We start from the raw sequence: 22,634 nt of genomic DNA, 5'->3' as shown, positions 1-22,634 counted from the left end.
ACTGTGACAAGTCTGCGCGACACCGCACAGGCCAACAGCTTGACACCGGGGCCCGTCCCGGTGCCTAAAGTGGCTTCAAGAGGGAAGGACAAGAAAAATGGCAAAGATCACGATCCACAAGGCAGACGGCACATGGACGGTCCGCGCAGGCGGCGCGGTGCTGGTCGAAAGCAGGAACGCATTGGTTCTGGCCGAGGAGGGCCTGAACGACGTGATCTATTTCCCGCGGCAGGACATCGCCATGGCTTTCCTCGATGAAAGCGATCACCGCACCACCTGCCCACACAAGGGCGAGGCAAGCTACTTCTCGATCGTCACCAAGAGCAAGACACTGGAAAACGCCGCCTGGAGCTACGAGGACCCCAAGTCCGACGTGGCCCGCATCAAGGATCACCTGGCGTTCTATTCCACCGACGACGTCACCGTCGAACAGGTCTGACGCGCCAGATTATTTGCACTAATAATCTCACCTGAAATTCTTCGTACGAAGAATTTCAGGCCCCCATCACCGCACCACGCAGGCTGCGACGGCGCGGAAACGGCACCAGCTTGCCGCTCTCCTCGTCCCACAGTTTCAGCCGGAAACTGGCCAGCGCCTCGCGCCAGCGGATCTCGTCATGCACGCGCAGGTCGTCGGGCAGATTCTTCTGCGCCCGGCGCAGGTTGTAGGACGGGATTTGCGGGTTGTAATGGTGCAGGTCGTGATAGGCGATGTTGCCCGTCCCGATATCCCACCAATGCCCCAGGTCCAGGCTCGACGAGCCTTCCAGTGTCGCCTTGCGGAAATCGAGGTCCGGCTTGCGGTCCCAATAGGTGTCCTCGAAATTATGCTGCAAGTAGACCAGGAAAACCCCGATCACGCCCGCCAGCACCGCGCTTGCGCCCAGTACAACGAGCCCCGGCATTCCCAAGAAAGTCCAGACAGTGGCGACATAGGCGGCGACCGCGATGTTGTGCGCCACCACGCCCCACGGGCCCACCTTAATGGTGTTCACCGGCCAGCGATAGGCGATGAAATAGGCATAGATCCCGCCCAGGCTCAGCATCACGACCGGGTTGCGATAGATCCGGTACCACACCCGCGTCCAAATCCCCGCCTCGCGCCATTCCTGCAACGTCATGGTATAGACCTCGGTGGTCTCGCGGTGCTCCAGGTTGCCCAGGTAGGCATGGTGCTGATTGTGGTTGTACTGCATGACCCGGTAGGGTGTCAGCGAAAACACCGACAGCACATGCCCCGCCACGTCGTTCAGCCACCGCGTCGCGAACAGCGAATAATGCCCGCAATCATGCTGCAACACGTAAAGCCGCACCGACGCGAAGGCCAGTACCACGACACACGGCAACACCGCCCACCAGACCGGCCAGGCCCACGCGCCCAGGCCCAGAGCAGCGCCATAGACAGCGAAGGTCGCGCCAAGGCTCAGCGCGCCCATCCCGTCGGACTTCTGCGCATAATCCCTAAGATAGTCTCGGATGGTCATGATCGACTGCCCCACGAAGGACGGACAAGAAAAAACGACACAACAGGAATGATACCGTGGACAAGTGCAATTTGAAACTATTTCAGTGATTTGCAAGGGTTGATCGCGGAAAATCATCGCGCGCGTCGCGGCGCCGAAAGCAAGGAGGCAACATGCACAAGGTCAAGGCAGTCTTCGCGTTGGTGGCCGCCATTCTCTTCGCCCTGTCCCCGGTCTACAGCAGCGGGTTCAACGGCTTCAGCGCCGGGCAGTTCCCGATCCCCCAGGACAACCCTCCGGTCCAGCCTGCCGGCTATGCCTTCTCCATCTGGGGGCTGATCTACATCTGGCTTCTGGCCGGGGCGCTGTTCGGATTGCTCAACCGCTACGACGACCCGGCCTGGGACGCGATGCGCTGGCCCTACATCGTCAGCCTCGTCATCGGCGCGGCGTGGATCCCGGTGGCCAATATCAGCCCCGCCTGGGCCACGGCGCTGATCTGGCTGATGTGGGGCACCGCTACGCTGGCGCTGGTGCGGGCGGGCACGCGCGACAGGATCTGGCTGCGCACGCCGATCGCGCTCTATACCGGCTGGCTGACCGCCGCGTCCTGCGTGGCGCTCGGCCTCTTGCTGGCGGGCTACGGGGTCATGTCCCAATCGACGGCGGCCCTGCTGATGATCGCGCTGGCGCTGGTCCTGTCGGCGGCGGTGCTGGCCCTGCGCCCCGACACGCCGGAATTCGCCGCCGCGGTCGTCTGGGCGCTGGTCGGCATCGCCGTCACCAACGCCGATCCCGTCAACTGGCCGGTGCTCGCGCTGTGCGGCGCAGGGGTGGTCGCCCTCGCGCTCCTCGTACTGCGCGGCCGGCCCGACCGCCTCAGCTAGTGCCGCGCCCCTTGATGTGCTTGCGCAGCTTCGACGGCCCGGCCTTCTTCTTGGCCTTGTAGGGGTTCTTGTCCGACTGCGACCGCAAGGTCAGGCGGATCGGCGTGCCCGGCATGTCAAAGTCCTCCCGCAACCCGTTGACAAGATAGCGCGAATAGCTCGCCGGCATCTTGTCGGGATGGCTGCACATCACCACGAAACCGGGGGGCCGCGTCTTGGCCTGCGTCATGTAGCGCAGCTTGATCCGGCGCCCGCCCGGCGCGGGGGGCGGGTGCGCCTCCAGCACGCCGGTCAGCCAGCGATTGAGCCGCGCCGTGCTGACCCGCCGGTTCCACACGTCATAGGCTTTCTCCACGGCGGCATGCAGCCGGTCCAGCCCCTTGCCCGTCTTGGCCGAAACCGTCACCAGCGGCGCGCCGCGCAGCTGCGGCAACAGCCGCTCGAACGCCTCGCGCAGGTCGCGCAGCTTGCCCTGCTTGTCGTCCTCGATGTCCCACTTGTTCACCGCCACCACCACCGCACGCCCCTCGCGCTCGGCAAGGTCGGCAATGCGCAAATCCTGCTGCTCGAACGGAATCGCCGCATCCAGCAGCACCACCACGACCTCGGCGAACTTCACCGCCCGCAAACCATCGCTCACCGACAGTTTTTCCAGCTTTTCCTGCACCTTGGCCTTCTTGCGCATCCCCGCCGTGTCGAAGATCCGCATCGGCAGCCCGTCCCAGTCCATCCGGACCGAAATCGCATCGCGCGTGATCCCCGCCTCCGGCCCGGTCAAAAGCCGGTCCTCGCCCAGGATCTTGTTGATCAGCGTGGACTTGCCCGCGTTGGGCCGCCCCACGACGGCCACCTGCAAGGGCCGCGCCTTGGTCGGCTTGCGCACGCCTTCGGGGTCCGCCTCGCCGTCCTCGTCGACGGCCACGTCCACCTCGGGCGCCTCGGCCTCGGCCCGCTCGGCATAGCCATCGGCCAGCGGCAACAGCGCGGTGTAAAGGTCGTGCATCCCTTCGCCATGCTCGGCCGACAAGCGAATGGGCTCGCCCAGCCCCAGGCTGTACGCCTCCAGCACACCGGCGTCCGCCGCGCTGCCCTCGGACTTGTTGGCGGCGACAAAGACATGATCCGCCCGCTTGCGCAGGATCTCGGCGAACATCTCGTCCAGCGCCGTCACGCCGGCCCGTGCGTCGATCAGGAACAGGCACACATCGGCCATGTCCACCGCCCGCTCGGTCAGCTTGCGCATCCGGCCTTCCAGGCTGTCGTCGGTCGCGTCCTCCAGCCCGGCGGTATCGATCACCGTGAACCGCAGGTCGGCCAGCCGTGCATCGCCTTCGCGCAGGTCGCGCGTCACGCCCGGCTGGTCGTCGACCAGCGCCAGCCGCTTGCCCACAAGCCGGTTGAACAGCGTGGATTTGCCCACGTTGGGGCGGCCCACGATTGCCAGTGTGAAACTCATCTTGTCAGGCTCCGGATCGGATGAACCGCGCGGACCCTGCGCATCAGGACCGCCGCGAAAGCGCCCTGTTACACCATGTCCGGCTTAACGGAAAGCCATCAACTGGCCCTTCGACGACACGACGTACAGCGTGTTTCCGGCCACCACCGGGTTGGTCGTCGCCCCGCCCGGCATCTGCACCTGTCCCAGCGAAGCGCCATTGGTCGGGTCGAAGAACCGCATCAGCCCGTCACTCGACGCAATGATCAGCCGGCCACCCGCGATGATCGGCCCGTGATGGGCAAAGATCCGCGCCTGTTTCTTGGGCTTCGATTTGGTGAAGAACGGCAGTTTCACGCCCCACAGGCGCCGCCCGTCGGATTGCGCCAGCCGCAGAAGCTCGTTGCGGTCCGACACCATGAAGATCGAGTCGCCCGCGGGCCACACCCGATAAAGCGGCCCGTCTGCGGCGGTCCACAACCGCTCGCCATTGCCAAGGTTCAGCGCCACGGTCCGGCCGCTATGGTTGCCGGCAAAGATCGTGTTGCCCTCGATCACGGGCTCGCCGGTCACATCCTCGATGATCCCAGAGGAATAGCCCCTCCGCTTGCCTGCGATCTGCGTCGTCCAGCGGCGCAAGCCGCCCTTCAGAAACGCGCCTTGCACCTCGCCCGAGCCAAAGCCGAAGACGACGTACTTGTCCGAAACGGCAGGCGACGGCGCGCCCAGCACGTTGCGGATGTCCGAAGTCGCCTCCAGCTGCCACGCGATGCGCCCGTCCGTGCGGTCCAGCGCCCAGGCCAGTTCGTCGCCCGCGACGGCGTAGACAAGGTCCCCGGCCACGGTCGGGCTGCCCGATCCGGTGGCCCGCAGGTTCTGCTGCCACTGGACCTGCCCGGTGGCGGCGTCGAGCGCCGTCAAAAGGCCGAAGCCCGACGAAACGAACAGCTGTCCGTTGTCATAGGCCAGACCGCCGCCGCTGCCGTCGATGGCGCCGTCATTCGCGGGCACCAGGTCGCGGGTCCAGATCACCTGGCCCGAAGTGCTGACCGCCGTCACCTGGGCGCGGGAATCCAGCGTGTATACACGACCGCCCCCGACCACCGGATCGGCGTTGATGCGCGACTTGCGGCTGTCGCCCTGCCCGATATTCGCCGTCCAGGCCAGCTGCGGCGTGCCGCGCAGCGCCGGATGCGCCACCCGCGTGCGGGCATTGGAAATGCTCTGGGCCCAGCTGGCGTTGCTGCGGGCCGCCGGCAGCGCCAGTGGCGGCACCGCGCCAGAGACCGCCTGCGGCGCCAGCGCCGATTCACCCGGCTCGGTCTGCAGGATATCGCTGATCTCCTGGCGCTCGCCGGTCAGGATGTTTTCCTTCTTCGCACAGGCCGCAACAAGGCACAGCGCACTCAGGCCAATCACTCCCGCTAACGTCTTCACCGCCATCGCCCCCGTACTTTTCAGCCGGCTTTGCCCTCTGGGGCCGCCGGAACGCTTAGTTGCCGTCGGTCTCGCCGACCGGCTCTTCTTCAATGTCACCGTCCAGCGCAACAATCAACTGCTCGACGCGCCGACGCAAGCCCGCTGTGGCTTCCGCGCTTTCATAGAGGCCGCGCAGCCGCTCCAGCGCCGCGTCCCGGTCGCCCGCCTCCAGGTCGACCAGCGCCAGCTGCTCCTCGGCCAGAAGCCGCACGATGCCGCCGCTCGCCGCCATGCCCTCCAGCCGGGCGCGCTTGTCCTCGGGGCTCAGGCCCGATCCGGGCAGCGCCACGGCCTTCAGCGTCGCGATCTGCCGATAGACCAGCGGCACGTCGGCCGAGTCGGCCAGGCTCAACAGTTGCTCGGCGGTCTGGGGTGCGTTGTCGGCCCCGCCCTCGCCCGCCGCCAGCAGACCCACGATGGCGCGCGCCCCGCCGGTTTCGGGCTGGATGGCGTCCAGCGCCGCGTTCCGCGCAGCAGCGTCCTCCTCGCCCAGCGCCGCGATGATCGCGTCGCCCAGCGCCTCGGCCTCGGCACGCTCCTGCGCCTTGCGCCACTCGTTGAAGGCCGCGCCCCCCACCAGCAGCAGCACCGCCAGGATGCCGATCCAGCCATACCGCTTGAAATTGCGGTACAGCCGGTCGCGGCGGACCTCCTCGGTCACCTCGTCGATGAAACTGTCAGACTGGCTCACTGCGCATTGCCCTTCTTCGAAATTTCGCCCCTCTTACCGCGTCACTCCGGCCCTGCCAAGGGGCGCGCCGCCACATCGCGCGCGCACCCGGGCGCCCGCGCGTCGCGGCGGGTTGAACAATGCCGGCAAAAAGACTAATCTAAACCGGACAGTTCAGCGTAAACCGCGTTAAAGACGCATGGCGATTGACGCCAAGCGCCCGTAAACTCACGCAAACGACTCTCGGAAAGCTATTTCATGCGCCTCTTTCCCATCTTCGCCGCCATCCTGGTCTGCGCGGCCATTTACGCGCTCGTGATGGAACGCGACAGCATCGCGGCGCTCTTCGCGCCGGTCGAGGACACCGAACTGGCCGAGGCGGTCGCGCCGGACACCGATCAGGGCGACCCCCTGGCCGAAACCCCCGAGGAACGCGAAGGCACCGTCGGCGTCGTCGCCCTGCGCTCCACCGCGCGCACGATCGACACCGCCGTCACCGTGCGCGGCCAGACCGAGGCCGACCGCCAGGTCGAGCTGCGGGCCGAAACCCCCGGCCAGATCGTCTCGGAACCCATTCGCAAGGGGGCCTTTGTCGAAGAGGACCAGACTCTTTGCCAAATTGACCCCGGCACGCGAGAGGCCAACCTGGCCGAGGCGCTGGCCCGCCTGGCCGAGGCCCGTTCCCGCATCCCCGAGGCAGAGGCCGCCGTCCCCGAGGCCGAGGCCCGCGTCGAGGAAAGCCGCGCCCGCCTGGTCGAGGCGCGCGCCGTGCTCAGCGAGGCCGAGATCAACGCCAACGCCGCCGACAAGCTCTCGACCGACGGGTTCGCCTCCCAGACCCGCGTGGCCCAGACCAAGGCCGCCGTCGAAGGCGCCAAGGCCCAGATCACCAGCGCCGAGGCCGCGCTCAAGGCCGCTGAATCGGGCCGGGAAACCGCCGCCGCGGGCATCGAGGCCGCCCGCTCGGGCGTCGAAAGCGCCCAGGCCGCCGTCGCCTCCGCTCGCAAGGAAATCGAGCGTCTGACGATCAAGGCGCCGTTCGCGGGCTTGCTGGAATCGGACACCGCCGAGCTTGGCAGCCTTCTTCAGGCCGGATCGCTCTGCGCCACGGTCATCCAGCTCGATCCGATCATGCTGGTGGGCTACATCCCCGAAACCGAAATCGCCAAGGTCAACGCCGGCGCGCCCGCAACCGCGCGGCTCGCCTCCGGCGGCACGGTCGAGGGAGAGGTCACCTTCATCTCCCGCGCCGCCGACCCCACCACCCGAACCTTCCGCGTCGACATCCGCGTCCCGAACGAGGATCTCGCCCTGCGCGACGGCCAGACCGCCGAAATCCGCATCGAGTCGGACGGCGTGAAAGCGCATCTGCTGCCGCAATCCGCGCTCACGCTCGACGATGACGGCGCCCTGGGCGTGCGCATCGTCACCCCCGACAAGACGGCACAGTTCAAACCTGTGACTTTGCTGCGCGACAGTCCCACCGGCGTCTTCGTCGCCGGCCTGGATGAAACCTCGGACGTCATCATCCTCGGCCAGGAATTCGTCGCCGACGGCGTCTCGGTCGAACCCGCCTTCCGGGAGAATATTCAATGACCGGAATCGTCGACTGGGCCTCGCAACGCGCCCGGATGGTGATCGCCTTCATCATCCTGTCGATCGTGGCGGGCACCACCGCCTACATCTCCCTTCCCAAGGAAGGCGAGCCGGATATCGAGATCCCGGCCCTTTTCGTGTCGGTCAACTTCCCCGGCATCTCGGCCGAAGATTCCGAGAAGCTGCTCGTCAAGCCCATGGAAACCGAGCTGTCGGATCTCGACGGCCTGAAGGAAATGACCGGCACCGCCGCCGAAAACTACGCCGGCGTGGCGCTGGAATTCGAATTCGGCTGGGACAAGACCCAGATCATGGCCGACGTGCGCGACGCCATGAACGCCGCCGAGGCCGACTTTCCCGAAGGCGCCGAGCAATACACGATCAACGAGATCAACTTCTCCGAGTTTCCCATCATCATCGTCTCGCTCTCCGGCCCGGTCCCCGAACGCACGCTGGCCCGCATCGCCAAGGACCTTCAGGACCGCCTCGAAGGGCTGGAGCCGGTGCTCGAGGCCGGCATCGCCGGCAACCGCGACGAGATGGTCGAGGTGGTCATCGACCCGCTGCGGCTCGAGGCCTACAACGTCACCGCCAACGAGCTTCTGAACGTCGTCCAGAACAACAACCAGCTGATTGCCGCAGGCGAGGTCGACAGCGCCCAGGGCGCGTTCTCGGTCAAGATCCCCTCGTCCTTCGACGACACCGGCGACATCTACGACCTTCCGGTCAAGACCAATGGCGACCGTGTCGTCACGCTGGGCGATCTGGCCCGCATCAACCTGACCTTCGAGGACCGCGCCGGCACCGCCCGCTTCAACGGCGAGACGGCGATTGCCCTGCAGGTGGTCAAGCGCAAGGGCTTCAACATCATCGACACCGCCGCGCTGGTGCGCGACACCGTGGCCGAGGCCGAGGACACCTGGCCGTCCGAGCTTCAGGTCGCGGTGCAGGTCGACACTTCCAACGACCAGTCGCGCATCATCGCCTCCATGGTCTCGCAGCTCGAAGGCTCGGTGCTGACCGCCATCGCGCTGGTGATGATCGTCACGCTGGCCGCGCTCGGCATCCGCCCCGCCCTGCTCGTGGGCTTCGCCATCCCCACCTCGTTCCTGCTCTGCTTCGCGCTCCTGGCGGTGATGGGCGTGCCGGTGTCGAACATCGTCATGTTCGGCCTGATCCTCGCCGTGGGCATGCTGGTCGACGGCGCCATCGTGGTGGTCGAATACGCCGACAAGCAGATCGCCGAGGGCGAAGGCCCGATGCACGCCTACGTGGCCGCTGCCAAGCGCATGTTCTGGCCGGTGGTCAGTTCCACCGCCACCACGCTCTGCGCCTTCCTGCCGATGCTCTTCTGGCCCGGCGTGCCGGGGCAGTTCATGATGATGCTGCCCGTCACGCTCATCTTCGTGCTGTCGGCCTCGCTGCTGGTGGCGCTCGTCTACCTGCCCGTCATGGGCGGCGTCACCGGACGGATCGAGCGCTGGTTCACCCAGCGGATCGAATCCATAGCCACCACCCGCTGGTACCTGCATATCGCGCTCGCCGTGCTGGCCGTGGGCGGCCTGATGCTGGCGGGTCAGGCCATCGGCCCCCTCGCCCGGCAGGCCGGGGCACAGTTCGCAGGCATGGACGGCGGCGACATCCTCGGCTCCGTCATCCCGTCGCTTCTGACGGCCTTCGGCCTCGGCCTCGGCATGGTTCTCGCCGGCGGCGTGGCCCTCGCGGGCGCGCTCACCGCGCTCCTCTGCGTGCTGGCGCTTTTCCGCCGCCTGTCGCTCCTGTGGCAAAGCGTCGACGCCTGGCAGGCCCGCAAGCTGCCTTTCCCCATGGCCCGCGGCCTGATCTTCGCGGCGGCCGCCATCGGCGCCGCCTGGGCCTCCGGGATCGGCTGGGCCGCCGCCATCGTGCTCGCGCTCATCGTCTTCGCCAGTTCTTCGTCGACAGCGAACCCGAGAACGCCATCGTCTATGTCCGCGCCCGCGGCAACCTCTCGATCGGCCAGAAGGACGCGCTGGTGCGCGAGGCCGAAGAGATCGTGCTGCAGCATCCCAACGTGCTCTCCGCCTTCTCCTTTGCCGGCGACGGTGGTCTGAACAACAACACCGGCGGCGCCGCCCCCCCGCTCGACACGATCGGCCAGGTCCAGTTCGAACTGATCAAGTGGGAGGACCGCCCGACCACCTACGAGACCTGGTTCACCATCCCGGTCCTCGACTACGACGTGCAGCGCCGCGTCAACGACCCCGTGGCGGGCGGCGAACGCACCATCGACGAACTGACCGCCCGGCTTGAACGGATCCCCGGCATGAAGGTCGAGATCCTGTCGCTGGAACAGGGCCCCGCCTCCGCCAAGCCCGTGCACCTGCGGCTCAAGGGCGACAACTGGCAGGAGCTTCAGGACTTCACCGCCCGCGCCCGCGAAAAGTTCGAAGAGACCCGCGGCCTGGACCTGGTCGAGGACACGCTCCCCCTGCCCGGCATCGACTGGCAGATCGACGTCGACGTGGAAAAGGCCGGCCGCTTCGGCGCCGACGTGGCCACCGTGGGCGCCATGGTCCAGCTGGTGACCCGCGGCATCCTGCTCGACACCATGCGCGTGCCCTCCTCGGACGAGGAAATCGACATCCGCGTCCGCCTGCCGGCCGAGGACCGCGTGCTCTCGACCCTCGATGAACTCAAGGTGCGCACCGATGACGGCCTCGTGCCGCTGTCCAACTTCATCACCCGTCAGCCGGTGCCCAAGCTCGCCCAGATCGACCGCGTCGACCAGACCCGCTATTTCGACGTCAAGGCCGCCGTGGTGGACGGCCTGACCGTCACCACCACCGGCGAAAACGGCGAGGAAACCCAAGCGCCCCTCACCGCCAACGAACGCATCGAAACCCTGACCGCATGGCTCGAAAGCGCCGACATGCCGCGCAGCGTCTCCTACGAATGGACCGGCGACGCCGAGGACCAGGAAGAATCCGGCGCCTTCCTGCAACAGGCCTTCCTGGGCGCCCTGGGCCTGATGTTCATCATCCTGCTGGCGCAGTTCAACTCGGTCTACAACGCCGTGCTGGTGCTTCTGGCGGTGATCCTGTCCACCACCGGCGTGCTGATCGGGATGCTGGTGATGAACCAGCCGTTTTCCATCATCATGACCGGCACCGGCATCGTGGCGCTCGCGGGCATCGTGGTGAACAACAACATCGTCCTGATCGACACCTACCAGGAATATTCCCGCTACATGCCCCGGATCGAGGCGATCACCCGCACGGCCGAGGCGCGCATCCGCCCGGTCCTGCTGACCACGATCACCACCATGGCCGGCCTCGCGCCGATGATGTTCGGCCTCAGCCTCGATTTCTTCAACGGCGGGTATACCTTCAACAGCCCCACCGCGCTGTGGTGGACCCAGCTCGCCACCGCGGTCGTCTTCGGCCTGGGCATCGCCACCGTGCTGACGCTGGTCTTCACGCCTTCCATGCTGGCGCTGCGCATCTGGGCCACGACCTACGTGCTCTGGGGCGCCCAGCTCCTGGCCAAGCTCTCCTTCGGCCGCTCCAGCCGCGCCGCCCGCGACTGGGCCCTCTCGCGCCAGGCCGCCCGCGTCCGCGCGCCCGAGATCATCTGGACCGAAGGCATCCCCGATATCGCCGCCTACGAGGACGACACCACCCAGCCCGAACTCGCCCTCGACGACGTCAAGGGCGTGCTGGCCGACCGCAAGGCGGCGCAGGCCGGATCGGATGACGACGACGACACACCGCCCAAGGACAAATCCCTCCGAGCCGCCGAATAAGCCCGCGTTGGGTGGGTGAAAACCCACGCGGCATGACGCCCGGAGGCGCGCCGCCGAGCAAGCCGCGTAGGGTTGGTGAAAACCCACGCGTCATGACGCCCGGGGGCGCGCCGCTCACCCCTCGTCCTGCGGCGCGATGTCCAGCGTCACGACCGTTTGCGCCTCGTCCGTCCCGGTGCTGCCGACGACAGTTACCACCATACCGACCCGCAAGTCCGGCCAGAGGTCGGGAAAATCGGACGCCCGCGCCCGGAACAAGGGGTTGCCGGCCTTCGCACACCAGATATGCGCGACGCCTCCGTCTTCGGAGAAATACAGGATCGTACCGCGGAACATGTCGTCTCTTGCTTTGCGCGTCTTCAGCGTCGGCCGCTCGCACCAAAACCAGAAAGAACTTGAAACACACAGGCCAGGAAGCACCGCTTTAACGCACGTCGCCCAACCACTTCCACAAGGAAATAGACGCCTGACGCGACGTATCCAGTAAAGAAATCAAGGCCGCGCACCCCGGGCAAAACCGTCCCCCGGAACACAAGCCGAACACGGCACCTTCCACAGGTCCGTCCCGGCCATCAAGGTTGCGTCCGGGCCGCCCTGCTGGGTCTCAGGCAGCGACGGCGCCGGCCCGCGCGCCACAAGCCGCCTCAGGCCGCGCGCTCGCGTTCGCTGGCCTGCCGCGCCCAGAGCCCCGCATAGCGCCCCTCCCGCGCCAGCAGCTCGCCATGGGTGCCTTCCTCCACGATCCGCCCGTCTTCCAGCACCACGATCCGGTCCGCATCCGCCACCGTCGACAAACGGTGCGCGATGGTGATCACCGTGCGCCCCTCGCCCGCCCGGCGCAGCGCGTCCTGGATCTCGCGCTCGGTCTCCGTGTCTAGGGCACTCGTCGCCTCGTCCAGCAGCAGGATCGGCGGGTCCTTCAACAGCGTGCGCGCGATTCCCACCCGCTGCTTCTCGCCACCCGACAGCTTCAGACCGCGCTCGCCCACCTGCGTCTCGTACCCCTTGGGCAGGCGCGCGATGAACTCGTGGATCTGCGCCGCCTTCGCCGCCGCCTCGATCTCGTCCTGCGTGGCCCCGTCGCGGCCATAGGCAATGTTGTAGCCTATCGTGTCGTTGAACAGCACCGTGTCCTGCGGCACCACGCCGATGGCGGCGTGCAAGCTCTCCTGCGTCACGCCGCGCACGTCCTGCCCGTCGATCTCCAGCGCGCCGCCGCTCACGTCGTAGAACCGGAACAGCAGCCGCCCGATGGTGGACTTGCCCGACCCCGACGGGCCGACCAGCGCCACGGTCTCCCCCGCCGCAACGGTCAGCGACACATCGTGCAGGATCGGTCTTTCCGGGTCATACCCGAAGGAAACCTCGCGAAACCGCACCGAGCCACCTTCGATTTTCAGACCTTTCGCATCCGATCTGTCGGTCACATCCGGCGTTTGCTCTAACAAATCGAACATTTGCGCCATGTCGACCAGGCTCTGCCGGATTTCCCGGTAAACCGTGCCCAGAAAGTTCAGCGGCATGGTGATCTGGATCATGTAGGCGTTGACCATCACGAAATCGCCCACCGTCAGATCGCCGCTCTGCACGCCCATCGCCGCCATCACCATCACGGCCACCAGCCCGCCGGTGATCAGGAAACTCTGCCCGACATTCAGAAAGGCCAGCGAATAGGACGTTTGCAAGGCCGCACTCTCGTACCCCTCCATCGCCCGGTCATACCGCGCCGCCTCGCGGCCCTCGGCGCCGAAATACTTCACCGTCTCGAAATTCAGCAGGCTGTCGATGGCCTTCTGGTTGGCATCGGTGTCCTGCTCGTTCATCCGCCGGCGCAGCTTGACCCGCCATTCCGTCACCTTGAAAGTAAAGACCGCGTAGGTCGCGATCACGCCCATCACGACGGCAAGATAAGAGAAATCGAACAGCGTCCACAGCACCACGCCGATCATCAGCAGTTCCAGGATCAGCGGCCCGATCGAGAACACCAGGAACCGCAGCAGGAACTCCACGCTTTTCACGCCGCGCTCTATGATCCGGCTCAGCCCCCCGGTCTTGCGCGTCATGTGAAACCGCATCGACATCTGGTGGATATGCTGGAACGTCTCCAGCGCCAGCCGCCGCAGACCGCGCTGCGCCACGGGGGCGAATATCGCGTCGCGCAGCTGCTGGAAGCCCACGTTCATCAGCCGCGCCATGCCATAGGCGACGGTCAGCCCGATTGCCCCCGCGCCCAGCATCCACGCCGCATCCTGGCCCTCTCCGGCCAGCGAATCCACCGCCGCCTTGTAAAAGAACGGCGTGCCCACCGCCACGACCTTGGCCAGCACCAGCGCCATGAGCGCCAGCACCACCCTGCGCTTGGCCCAGGTCTGCCCCTCGGGCCACAGGTACGGCGCCACGCGCCGGATCACCTGCAGGGCGTTATCCGGCATTTCCGTTGCTGTCGTGGGTCTGCGCCGCATCTGGTCTCCTTGGTCCCTCCGCTGACATAGGCCAAGCCCGCGCCCAAGGCCAGACGCGCCGCCGCACACTTGTGTCGCAGTTTCTGCAATCGCGGTGGAACCAAACTCGCCCCGCCGCGTTCCATCGCCAACGGCAGGCAACGTGCCCGTTTAAATGGAGAAAAAACATGCGTTTCATCGCAGCACTCATCGCCCTTTTCGCCCTCGCCGCGTGCGAGACGACCGAAGGGTTCGGGCGCGACCTGTCCAATCTCGGTGACAACATCGAGGAAGAGGCTGAAGAAAACGATTGAGCCCTCTTTTACGCGGCGTCGTGGCCCCCGATCCAAACTTCGTCACGACGTCCGTAAGGAAAGTTGCAAGGCCCCGGCGCGCACACCGCGTCGGGGTTTTCCTTTTGCGGGCCTATTCCACCGCCACCTGGTCGGGAATGGTAAAGACCTGGCCAGGGTAAATCAGGTCGGGGTCGCGGATGCGGTCGCGATTGGCCTCGAAGATCCGCACATACTCGATTCCCTCGCCGTAATTGCGCCGTGAAATCCCCCACAGCGTGTATCCCGGCTGCACCGTCACCGCCTGCACCAGCTTGCCCGCCTGCGTGGCCTCGGCCAACAGCGCCTCGTCCTCACGCTTGAACGGGGTCTCGACCCGGCTGGTGACATTGCCATCGGCATCCACCTCGTCGATCCGCAGGGTATAGACGCCGGTATCCACCTCCGGCAGGTCCGATTGCCAGCTGCCATCGGTGGCAATGCGCGAGGTCGTGACCGGCGTGTTGTCCAGGTAGACCCGCACGAACCCGTCGCTGGCGCCCCGCCCCGACAGTTCCACCGCGCCGGTGTCGGAATAGCTGATCGCATCCAGCGCCACCACCGCCATCACCTCGGGGCTGGCATCGCCCGGCGCGGGCTGGATCACCCGCACGCCATCCGCGTCCGACATCAGCACCGCGGCCCCCGGCGCAGGATCGGGCTGATCGGTCGTGTCATCGCCCGTCCCGCCGCCCACACCCCCGGGCGTCGCACTGTCGGCACTCTTGCCGCCGCTCGCGGTGTCCGCCCCCTGCCCCGTAGCGGCCTCGCCTGTCTCCCGGACGGTCTCCGCGTCGTCGCCTCCACCTCCCGTGGCGGCCTGTTCTGTGTCGCTCTGAGCTGACGCCCCATCATCGCGTCCGGTCCCCGCGACGGACGGCCCGGCGGCGTCCTCACGCGCAGCGGCGTCGTCCCCTGCATCCCGCGCGGCGGCCTGCCGCGTGCCCGCCTCATCCGCCTCGGCGCCCTCATCGGCGGCCCCGACGCTCTCGGTCCCTCCGTCAGACCCGCCGCCTTCAACCTGCTCGGACGCTGCCGTCCGCGCCACGTCCGAGCCTTCGGTCTGGCTCTCCGGCGCACCCTGTTGATCCTCCTGCGCCGGTTCTGCCGTATCCGACAGCGCGGCCGTCTCGAACCCGCCAGCAGCCTCCTCCGCTGCGGGCTCCGCGGCCGTTTCCTCGGACGCAATCACCTCGACCGCCTCCGCCGCCTGCGTCACGGACCGATCGCCATCGCCCGATTGCCGCACCGCGTCGTCAGGCGTCACGCTCTCCGCTTCGCTCGTCCCGGCGGTCTCCAGCGCAGCAACCGTATCCCCCGGCGCGGCCTCTGCCACGTCCCCCTCGGCCACGTCCGGCGGGGCCGGCGCGCGCAGCGGCGCGATGATGATTTCTCCTTGGCTTTCAATGTCTTCGCCGGTCTCGGGCGAGGTCATGCTCAGCGACAGAACCCGCGGCTCGGCGCTCGGGTCGACAGTCACGAACTCCACGAACTGGCCATCGCCCTCGGGCACGAAACTGCGCAGCACGTCCCGGTCCAGCCGGATCGCGGTTTCCCAGCCCGGCTCGGCCCGCCCGGCCACCAGCATCCGGCCATCGGGATCCAGCCGAAAGGTGCTGACCTTCGGCGGCGCCGGCGTCCCGGGCGCAGTGTCGGCGGTCTCGGCATCCGGCGTCTCCGCCGCCTCGGTCTCGGCCGTGTCGGTCGCCGCCCCGCTCCCGGCGTCGGGGGCCATGCCCTCCCCGGTCTCCGCCGCCCCCGTCTCCCCCGTCCCGGCCTCGGGCGCTGCACCGCTCTCTCGGGAGGCGCCCGTCTCCGGCGCGTCCACCTCCCGGTCGAACACCCCCCCGGCGAAAAGGCCGATCACCACAACCAGCGTCCCGACCGCCGCCGCGATCGCGGTGCCGTATCCTCCGGTCAGGCCAGACAGTTTGCTCATGGTTTTCGTCCCCCGAGCCGCAGGACAGCTCTGCGGTTGCAGGAGTTTAGCAACACCGGCTAGAACGGTCAAAAGAAGCCCCATCAGCCATTGGTGATTTTCATGCCCAAGCGTTCCGTCTGTGTCTTTTGTGGCTCACGCAAGGGGCGCAACCCGGCCTACGAGGCCGCGGCGACAGCGCTTGGCACGGCCCTCGCCGAGCACGACATGCGGCTGGTCTACGGCGCCGGCGACGTGGGCCTGATGGGCGCCGTGGCGCGCGCGGCCCAGGCCGCGGAGGGCGAGACCTTCGGCGTCATCCCCGACCACCTCGTGAAATGGGAAGTCGGCAAGACCGACCTCACCCGCTACATCGTCACCGAGACCATGCACGAGCGCAAGAAAGTCATGTTCATGAACTGCGACGCGGTTGTGGTCCTGCCGGGCGGCGCGGGGTCCCTCGACGAGTATTTCGAGGTCCTGACCTGGCGCCAGATCGGCCTGCACGAGAAGCCGGTTTTTCTCTTGAATACCGAAGGCTACTGGACAAAGCTCATCCAGTTGATCGACCATGTCATCGATGAAGGCTTCGCCGACGCCTCCCTGCGCGACTACACCCAGATCGTCGATACCGTTCAGGACCTGATGGACGGCCTCGGCGCCACGGGCCGGTAACGCCAGCGCGCCACGCTATAGAGCGCTAGCGCGCCCCAGATCATGGCAAAGGCGATCATGTGCCAGCCCGTGAAGGGCTCCGCAAAGATCACGACCGCCACGGCGAATTGCAGGCTGGGGTTGAGGTAGGACAGCACGCCGACACTCGCCAGGTCGATCCGCCGCGCGCCATAGCTGAACAGGATCAGCGGCGTCGCCGTCATCGGCCCGGCCAGCATCAGGGTCAGCGCCAGCGGCCATGACCCGCCCATCACCGGCCCGCCCTGCGCCGACGACCACGCCAGCCAGGCCAGTGCCGGGCCGACCAGCAACAGCGACTCCGCCGCGACCGACACGACCGGCCCCATGTCCAGCCGCTTCTTCACCGCGCCGTAGGCCCCGAAGCTCAGCGCGATCCCCAGCGCGATCCACGGCGCCACGCCCAGCCCCGCGGTCAGCACGATCACCGCCAGCGCCGCCAGCAGCACCGCCAGCGTCTCGCCCCGGCCCAGCCGTTCGCCAAAGAACATCAGCCCGAACAGCACCACAACCAGCGGAAAGATGTAATAGCCCAACGAGGCCTCCAGCGCCTGGTCCGACTTGATGGCCCAGACGAACAGCATCCAGTTGAACCCGATCAGCACCGACGCCGCCGCCAGGACCCGCAGCGTGCGCCCCGCGCGCACGGCCAGGAACGGCACCGCCACCCGGCCCTGCACGCTCAGGATCAACAAGAAGAAAACCGCCCCCCAGATCGTGCGATGCGCCAGCACGTCCAGCACCGGCAACCCGGCCAGCAGCTTGTAGAACAGGCCCGAAAGCCCCCAGACGGTACAGGCCAGGATTATGGCGGCGACGCCCTTGGCGGTTTCGGTCATGCGGGATGGCTCCGACAAGAAAACCCCCGGCCAATCGGCCGGGGGCTGAAAATCAGTGAGCTGTCGCAGGCACTTACATGCGGCTTGCGACGTTCTCCCAGTTTACTAAGTGCAATGCAACGCATTGCGCGTAGGTGACTGGGAGAGCGACACACGCAATTACATGCGGCTTGCGACGTTTTCCCAGTTCACAAGCTTGTCGAGGAAGTTCGACAGGTAATCCGGCCGCTTGTTGCGGAAGTCGATGTAGTAGGAATGCTCCCACACGTCGCAGCCCAGCAGCGCCGTCTGGTTGAAGCACACCGGGTTCACGCCGTTCTCGGTCTTGGTGACCTTAAGGCTGCCATCGGTGTCCTTGACCAGCCACGCCCAGCCCGAGCCGAACTGACCGCCGCCGGCGGCCTTGAACTCGTCCTTGAACTTGTCGACCGAGCCAAAGCTGTCGTTGATCGCCTTCTCCAGCTCACCCGGCATCTTGCTGTCTTCGGGGGTCATCATCTCCCAGAACTGGTTGTGGTTCCACAGCTGGCTGATGTTGTTGAAGATGCCCGACTGGGCCACGGCGTTGGGATCGTAGGTGCCCTTGATAATCTCCTCCAGGGACTTGCCGTCCCACTCGGTCCCCTCGATCGCCTTGTTGCCGTTGGTGACATAGGCGTTGTGGTGGATGTCGTGGTGGTATTCCAGCGTCTCCTTCGACATGCCTTTGCCGGCAAGCGCGTCATGTGCGTAAGGAAGGTCGGGAAGTTCAAAAGCCATTTCGGGCCCCCTTTTCTTTGAGGTGATATTTCGCGACTACATGGTAGCGTTAAGGGATCAACGTCAAGGCTGATGTTTTGTTCCTGCGCTGCGGGCGGGCTGTGCATGGGCGCAGGGCATGCAAGAGCCGCGGGATGGCGACCCAACGGATTTTCATTGGACTTTATTTCACCAACTGCCGCAAGACTTCGGATCGAAGCGCCAACGGCACCCAATCGCCAGCCCGTCCGGGCGGCCCCCCTTTCAGTGATTGCTTGCAATCGCCTTTCGGTCAGCGGACGATCGCGCGGCGGGCCTGAAGGCCCTTGATTCCGCGCGATTAAGCTTTCCCGTCCCGGGCCTGCCCCGGGACCTCGTAGGGTGGGTTACAACCCACCTCATCCAACCCGAATGCTGCGAACGCTTACGCAAAAAGCCCCGTCTCGCCCCCCGGCTCGGCCGCGTCCTTCAACAGGTTGAACGCGTATTCCGCCACCGAGCGGAAGCACACCACTCGGATCGTCTCGGCATCCACCATCCAGAAAGCCGCCGCGATCTGCGCCATGCGCGTCCGCCGGATCATCCCCGGCTCGAACGCCCCCGGCGCCATGTCCACCGGGCACAGCTTGGCGATGATCTCGCGCGCCGCCGCGCCCTTCAGCTGGAACACGGCCCGCGCGTCCGACACGTTCACGACCAGGAAGTGCTCGCCTGACAACGCCTTTTCCAACGCCGCCAGCGCATCCGCGACGCCCTCGTAAGGCACCATCAGCAACAGCTCGTCCGGCGACATCCACGCCGCCCCCTTGTCCCCCGCGACCGCGATCTCGCGCTGACCGGGCAGGTCCACGCCACACGCGTCCTTCACGGCTTTCTTCATTTTGGCCGAGGACAGATCCCCGCGCAGCGTGATCATGCCCTGAAGGCCCATCTCGCGGACCTCGACGTAGCCTTGGTAAACCGCGCCTTGCAACGCACTGACAGCCTTAGACATTCTGCTTCTCCCCTTCAGGGTCGTGAAAGACCGCGCTGACGATCCTGGTGGGCACCGTGGTGCCGTCGACCTTGGCAAACTCGATCACCTCGTCCATCCGGTCCGCGCCATGCTTGACCAGACCCATGGCAATCCCGCGATCCAACGTCGGCGAATAATAGGTCGAGGTCACCCGCCCCTGCGTGTTGCGCTGCCCGTTGGCATTGTCGCCCTCGGCTACGCAATAGGCGCCATCGGGCAGGACCGATCCGTCGACCGTCTTCAAGCCCACCAGCTGCCACCGCTCGGGGTCGGCCATATGGCTGCGCTGTTGCGCCCGCTTGCCGATATAGTCGTCCTTCTTCTTCGAGATGGCCCAGTCCATCCCCAGGTCCTGCGGAATGACAGTGCCATCCGTCTCGTCCCCGATCATGATGAACCCCTTCTCGGCCCGCATCACGTGCAGCCCTTCGGTGCCATAGGGCATCACGCCGAACTCCTTGCCAGCCTCCAGGAGCTGATCCCAGAACGCCCGGCCCTGGCTCGCCGGCACGGCGATCTCGTAGCTCAACTCGCCCGAGAACGAAATCCGGAACACCCGCGCCTTCACCTCGCCAAAGTCGATGTCTTGCCACGCCATGAACGGCAGCGCCTCGGCGCTCAGGTCCGCATCGGTCAGTTTCTCCAGCGTCTTGCGGGCATTCGGCCCGACAACCCCGATCTGCGCGTATTGCTCGGTCACGTTGGCGACATAGACTTTCCAGTCCCACCACTCGGTCTGCAGCCACTCTTCCATATGCGCATGGATGCTGTCCGCGCCGCCCGTGGTGGTGTGGCACAGGAAGGTGTCGTCATCCAGCCGCGCCACCACGCCGTCATCCATCAGGAACCCGTTCTCGTTACACATCAGCCCATAGCGGCAGCGCCCCGGCTTCAGCGTGCTCATCATGTTGGTGTAGAGCATGTCGAGGAATTTCCCCGCATCCGGCCCCTTCACGATCAGCTTGCCCAACGTCGACGCATCCAGGAGGCCCAGGCTCCCGCGCGTCTGGTTGATCTCGCGCTTGACGGCGGCCGAAATCTCCTCGCCCGGGTTCTGACGGAACGTATAGGGACGCCGCCAGTGACCCACCGGCTCCCAATAGGCGCCGTTCGCCTCGTGCCAGTCATGCATCGGCGTCTTGCGCAGCGGCTGGAAGATCTCGCCCCGCGCCTCGCCCGCGATCGACGCCATGGAAATCGGTGTATAGGGCGGCCGGAACGTGGTCGTCCCGGTCTGCGGAATGGGCTGGTTCAAAGCGTCCGACAGGATCGCCAGCCCGTTGATATTGCTCAGCTTGCCCTGATCTGTCGCCATGCCCAGCGTGGTATAGCGCTTGGCGTGCTCGACGCTTTCATAGCCTTCGCGCGCCGCCAGCTGCACGTCGCTGACCTTCACGTCGTTCTGGTAATCCAGCCACGACTTCATCCGCAGCTTCACGTTGGCACCCTGCGGCATCATCCAGATCGGCTGAATGACGTTGGTCTTCAGCTCCGCCGCCTCGGGCTTCTGCGCCTTCTTCGGCGTCTTGCCCACGGCCTTGGCCGCCGCACGGCCGGCCTCCTCGGCATCGGCCAGAACAGCACCCAGGTCCAGTTCGCCGCTGGCCGTCCCGGCGGTCGAAACATAGGCCTCGCCCGCCGCCCCCGTGGGGGCCTTGTCCGGGTCGGGCCGGAACATCGCCTGCGTCTCGTCCCACAGCAATTTACCGCCGCAATGCGACCACAAATGCACCACCGGGGACCAGCCGCCGGACATCGCCACCGCGTCGCACGCGATCTCTTCCAGGGCCGAGCCTTCGCCGGCTTGTGCACAGATACCCACACCCGTCACGCGCTTGCCGCCCTTGACCTTCGCGATGCCCTTGCCGGTCTCCACGCGGATGCCCGCCGCCTTGGCCTTCTCGGCCAGCACGCCCGCGCCCGCCGCCCGCGCGTCAATGATTGCAGGCACATCAAGGCCCGCCGCCTTCAGCGCCAGCGCTGTCAGGTAGGCGTCGTCGTTGTTGGTCACCACAACCGTACGGTCCCCGACGGAAACCCCATAATTTACGACGTAATCGCGCACCGCCGAGGCCAGCATCACGCCCGGCACATCGTTCCCGGCAAAGCTCAGAGGCCGCTCGATCGCGCCTGTCGCGGTCACGATCTGGGCTGCACGAATCCGCCACAAACGGTGCCGCGGGCCCTTGGCTTTCGGCGTGTGATCGTTCACCCGCTCATAGCCCAGAAGGTAGCCGTGGTCGTAAACGCCGGCCCCCATCATACGCAGCCGCATGTCGACATTGGACATTTCGCCCAGTTCGGCGACCAGTTCATCCACGAACTTATCCACAGGCCCGTCATTGACAGTCGCATTGTAAAGCGGACCATCCACTGGCGTACGTCCGCCCCAGGCGGCGGTCTGCTCCATCAGCAGCACCTTGGCGCCCGCAGCGCCCGCCGCGCGGGCCGCCATCAGCCCCGCGACACCGCCGCCGATCACCACCACGTCGTAGAACGCGTAAAGATGCTCGTACTTGTCGCCGTCCTTGTCCTTGGGTGCCTTGCCCAGACCCGCCGACTGCCGGATGAACGGCTCATAGACGTGCTTCCACAAAGGGCGCGGATGGATGAACATCTTGTAGTAGAACCCGGCGGGCAGGAACCGCGAGAACTTGGCGTTGATCGCGCCCACGTCGAACTCCAGGCTTGGCCAATGATTCTGGCTCGTCGCCTCCAGCCCGTCGAAAAGCTCGGTCGTCGTCACCCGCTGGTTCGGCTCGAACGACTCGCCCCGGCCCATGTTGACCAGTCCGTTGGGCTCTTCCCCGCCCGACGCCACGATCCCGCGCGGGCGGTGATACTTGAACGACCGGCCCACCAGCATCTGGTCATTGGCCAGCAAGGCCGACGCCAGCGTGTCGCCCTCGTACCCCTTCAACCGCTTGCCGTTGAAGGTGAATTCCATCGCGTGCGCCTTGTTAACAAGACGCCCGCCATTCGCCAGACGCGTGCTCATGAAAACTCTCTCCAGCTCCAGCCCGGCACCTTCGCCGAGATCTTGTCCTTGATGTCCTTCGGCGGCTCGGTGGTCTGCGCCGAATAGGTCCCGTAGACCTCCAGCGTCACCGTGTTGCGCGCGGCGTGAAACCACTTGCCGCAGCCGTTGGTATGCCGCCAGCGTTCCAGGTGCACGCCCTTGGGGTTCTCGCGCTTGAAGAGGTAAGCGTGGAAATCATCGTCGCTGGCACCGGGGCCGAAACGCTTCAGATGCGCCTCGCCGCCGCCCGCGAACTCGGTTTCCTCGCCCTTCACCCCGCAATAGGGACATTCCAGGATCAGCATGCCATCCACCTTTCCATGTT

General features: G+C 66.2%; 18 protein-coding genes. 6 read left to right on the top strand and 12 right to left on the bottom strand.

The genetic code is table 11. From position 1 onward, the window contains the following. The first annotated feature begins 97 nt into the window (after positions 1–97). Complete coding sequence (locus ACQY4V_RS05340; protein ID WP_428515849.1) at positions 98–439, top strand: DUF427 domain-containing protein; 342 nt, start codon at positions 98–100, stop codon at positions 437–439. A gap of 55 nt (positions 440–494) precedes the next feature. On the opposite strand, the gene ACQY4V_RS05335 is transcribed toward ACQY4V_RS05340, so the two are convergent. Next, the gene (locus ACQY4V_RS05335) at positions 495–1,484 is read right to left on the bottom strand and encodes a fatty acid desaturase (RefSeq protein WP_428515848.1); all 990 of its coding nucleotides are present in this window, start codon (positions 1,482–1,484) and stop codon (positions 495–497) included. A gap of 152 nt (positions 1,485–1,636) precedes the next feature. On the opposite strand from ACQY4V_RS05335, the gene ACQY4V_RS05330 reads away from it, so the two are divergent. After that, positions 1,637–2,350 (top strand): hypothetical protein, encoded by a 714-nt coding sequence (locus tag ACQY4V_RS05330; protein WP_428515847.1) that lies wholly within the window; start codon positions 1,637–1,639, stop codon positions 2,348–2,350. On the opposite strand, the gene der is transcribed toward ACQY4V_RS05330, so the two are convergent. From der to ACQY4V_RS05315, 3 genes are all read right to left on the bottom strand, one after another. Beyond that, entirely contained in the window at positions 2,343–3,806 is a 1,464-nt protein-coding gene (der, locus tag ACQY4V_RS05325) for a ribosome biogenesis GTPase Der (protein ID WP_428515846.1), read from the bottom strand. The two genes, ACQY4V_RS05330 and der, sit on opposite strands and share 8 nt — an antisense overlap. 84 nt (positions 3,807–3,890) lie before the next feature. Beyond that, positions 3,891–5,204 carry a PQQ-binding-like beta-propeller repeat protein gene (locus ACQY4V_RS05320; RefSeq protein WP_428515845.1) on the bottom strand — a complete coding sequence of 438 codons (1,314 nt, stop codon included), beginning with the start codon at positions 5,202–5,204 and terminating at the stop codon, positions 3,891–3,893. Between the two features lie 73 nt (positions 5,205–5,277). Next, the gene (locus ACQY4V_RS05315; protein WP_428515844.1) at positions 5,278–5,955 is read right to left on the bottom strand and encodes a hypothetical protein; all 678 of its coding nucleotides are present in this window, start codon (positions 5,953–5,955) and stop codon (positions 5,278–5,280) included. Between the two features lie 237 nt (positions 5,956–6,192). Between ACQY4V_RS05315 and ACQY4V_RS05310 the strand changes: the two genes are divergently transcribed. Beyond that, the gene (locus ACQY4V_RS05310) at positions 6,193–7,530 is read left to right on the top strand and encodes an efflux RND transporter periplasmic adaptor subunit (protein ID WP_428515843.1); all 1,338 of its coding nucleotides are present in this window, start codon (positions 6,193–6,195) and stop codon (positions 7,528–7,530) included. Further along, a complete protein-coding gene (locus ACQY4V_RS05305; protein WP_428517170.1) occupies positions 7,520–11,314 on the top strand; it encodes an efflux RND transporter permease subunit in 3,795 nt (1,264 codons plus the stop codon). The genes ACQY4V_RS05310 and ACQY4V_RS05305 overlap by 11 nt, the downstream gene beginning before the upstream one ends. Positions 11,315–11,428: 114 nt before the next feature. Here ACQY4V_RS05305 and ACQY4V_RS05300 read toward each other — a convergent pair whose 3' ends face one another. Beyond that, positions 11,429–11,650, bottom strand: coding sequence for a hypothetical protein (locus ACQY4V_RS05300; protein WP_428515842.1), 222 nt, complete (start codon positions 11,648–11,650; stop codon positions 11,429–11,431). Between the two features lie 308 nt (positions 11,651–11,958). Beyond that, positions 11,959–13,776: an ABCB family ABC transporter ATP-binding protein/permease gene (locus ACQY4V_RS05295; RefSeq protein ID WP_428515841.1), complete on the bottom strand. Its 1,818-nt coding sequence runs from the start codon at positions 13,774–13,776 to the stop codon at positions 11,959–11,961. Positions 13,777–13,943: 167 nt separating this feature from the next. Between ACQY4V_RS05295 and ACQY4V_RS05290 the strand changes: the two genes are divergently transcribed. Next, a complete protein-coding gene (locus tag ACQY4V_RS05290) occupies positions 13,944–14,069 on the top strand; it encodes an entericidin A/B family lipoprotein (RefSeq protein ID WP_428515840.1) in 126 nt (41 codons plus the stop codon). Positions 14,070–14,181: 112 nt separating this feature from the next. Here ACQY4V_RS05290 and ACQY4V_RS05285 read toward each other — a convergent pair whose 3' ends face one another. After that, on the bottom strand, positions 14,182–16,026 hold the full coding sequence (locus ACQY4V_RS05285) for a LysM peptidoglycan-binding domain-containing protein (RefSeq protein WP_428515839.1): 1,845 nt from the start codon (positions 16,024–16,026) through the stop codon (positions 14,182–14,184). A gap of 102 nt (positions 16,027–16,128) precedes the next feature. Between ACQY4V_RS05285 and ACQY4V_RS05280 the strand changes: the two genes are divergently transcribed. Next, complete coding sequence (locus tag ACQY4V_RS05280; RefSeq protein WP_428515838.1) at positions 16,129–16,680, top strand: TIGR00730 family Rossman fold protein; 552 nt, start codon at positions 16,129–16,131, stop codon at positions 16,678–16,680. On the opposite strand, the gene rarD is transcribed toward ACQY4V_RS05280, so the two are convergent. From rarD to ACQY4V_RS05255, 5 genes are all read right to left on the bottom strand, one after another. Further along, positions 16,641–17,537 (bottom strand): EamA family transporter RarD, encoded by an 897-nt coding sequence (gene rarD / locus ACQY4V_RS05275; RefSeq protein WP_428515837.1) that lies wholly within the window; start codon positions 17,535–17,537, stop codon positions 16,641–16,643. The genes ACQY4V_RS05280 and rarD overlap by 40 nt on opposite strands. Before the next feature lie 159 nt (positions 17,538–17,696). Next, the gene (locus tag ACQY4V_RS05270) at positions 17,697–18,296 is read right to left on the bottom strand and encodes a superoxide dismutase (RefSeq protein WP_420558773.1); all 600 of its coding nucleotides are present in this window, start codon (positions 18,294–18,296) and stop codon (positions 17,697–17,699) included. 403 nt (positions 18,297–18,699) lie between these two features. Continuing rightward, entirely contained in the window at positions 18,700–19,269 is a 570-nt protein-coding gene (locus ACQY4V_RS05265; protein WP_428515836.1) for a sarcosine oxidase subunit gamma, read from the bottom strand. Then, positions 19,262–22,288: a sarcosine oxidase subunit alpha family protein gene (locus ACQY4V_RS05260; protein ID WP_428515835.1), complete on the bottom strand. Its 3,027-nt coding sequence runs from the start codon at positions 22,286–22,288 to the stop codon at positions 19,262–19,264. Before ACQY4V_RS05260 ends, ACQY4V_RS05265 begins: the two co-directional genes overlap by 8 nt. Then, a complete protein-coding gene (locus tag ACQY4V_RS05255; RefSeq protein ID WP_428515834.1) occupies positions 22,285–22,614 on the bottom strand; it encodes a sarcosine oxidase subunit delta in 330 nt (109 codons plus the stop codon). The genes ACQY4V_RS05260 and ACQY4V_RS05255 overlap by 4 nt, the downstream gene beginning before the upstream one ends. Between the last annotated feature and the right edge of the window lie 20 nt (positions 22,615–22,634).

It is taken from the genome of Roseovarius sp. (assembly GCF_965277045.1).
Taxonomy (GTDB): domain Bacteria; phylum Pseudomonadota; class Alphaproteobacteria; order Rhodobacterales; family Rhodobacteraceae; genus Roseovarius.
This window is presented reverse-complemented; position numbering and strand designations above follow the sequence as displayed.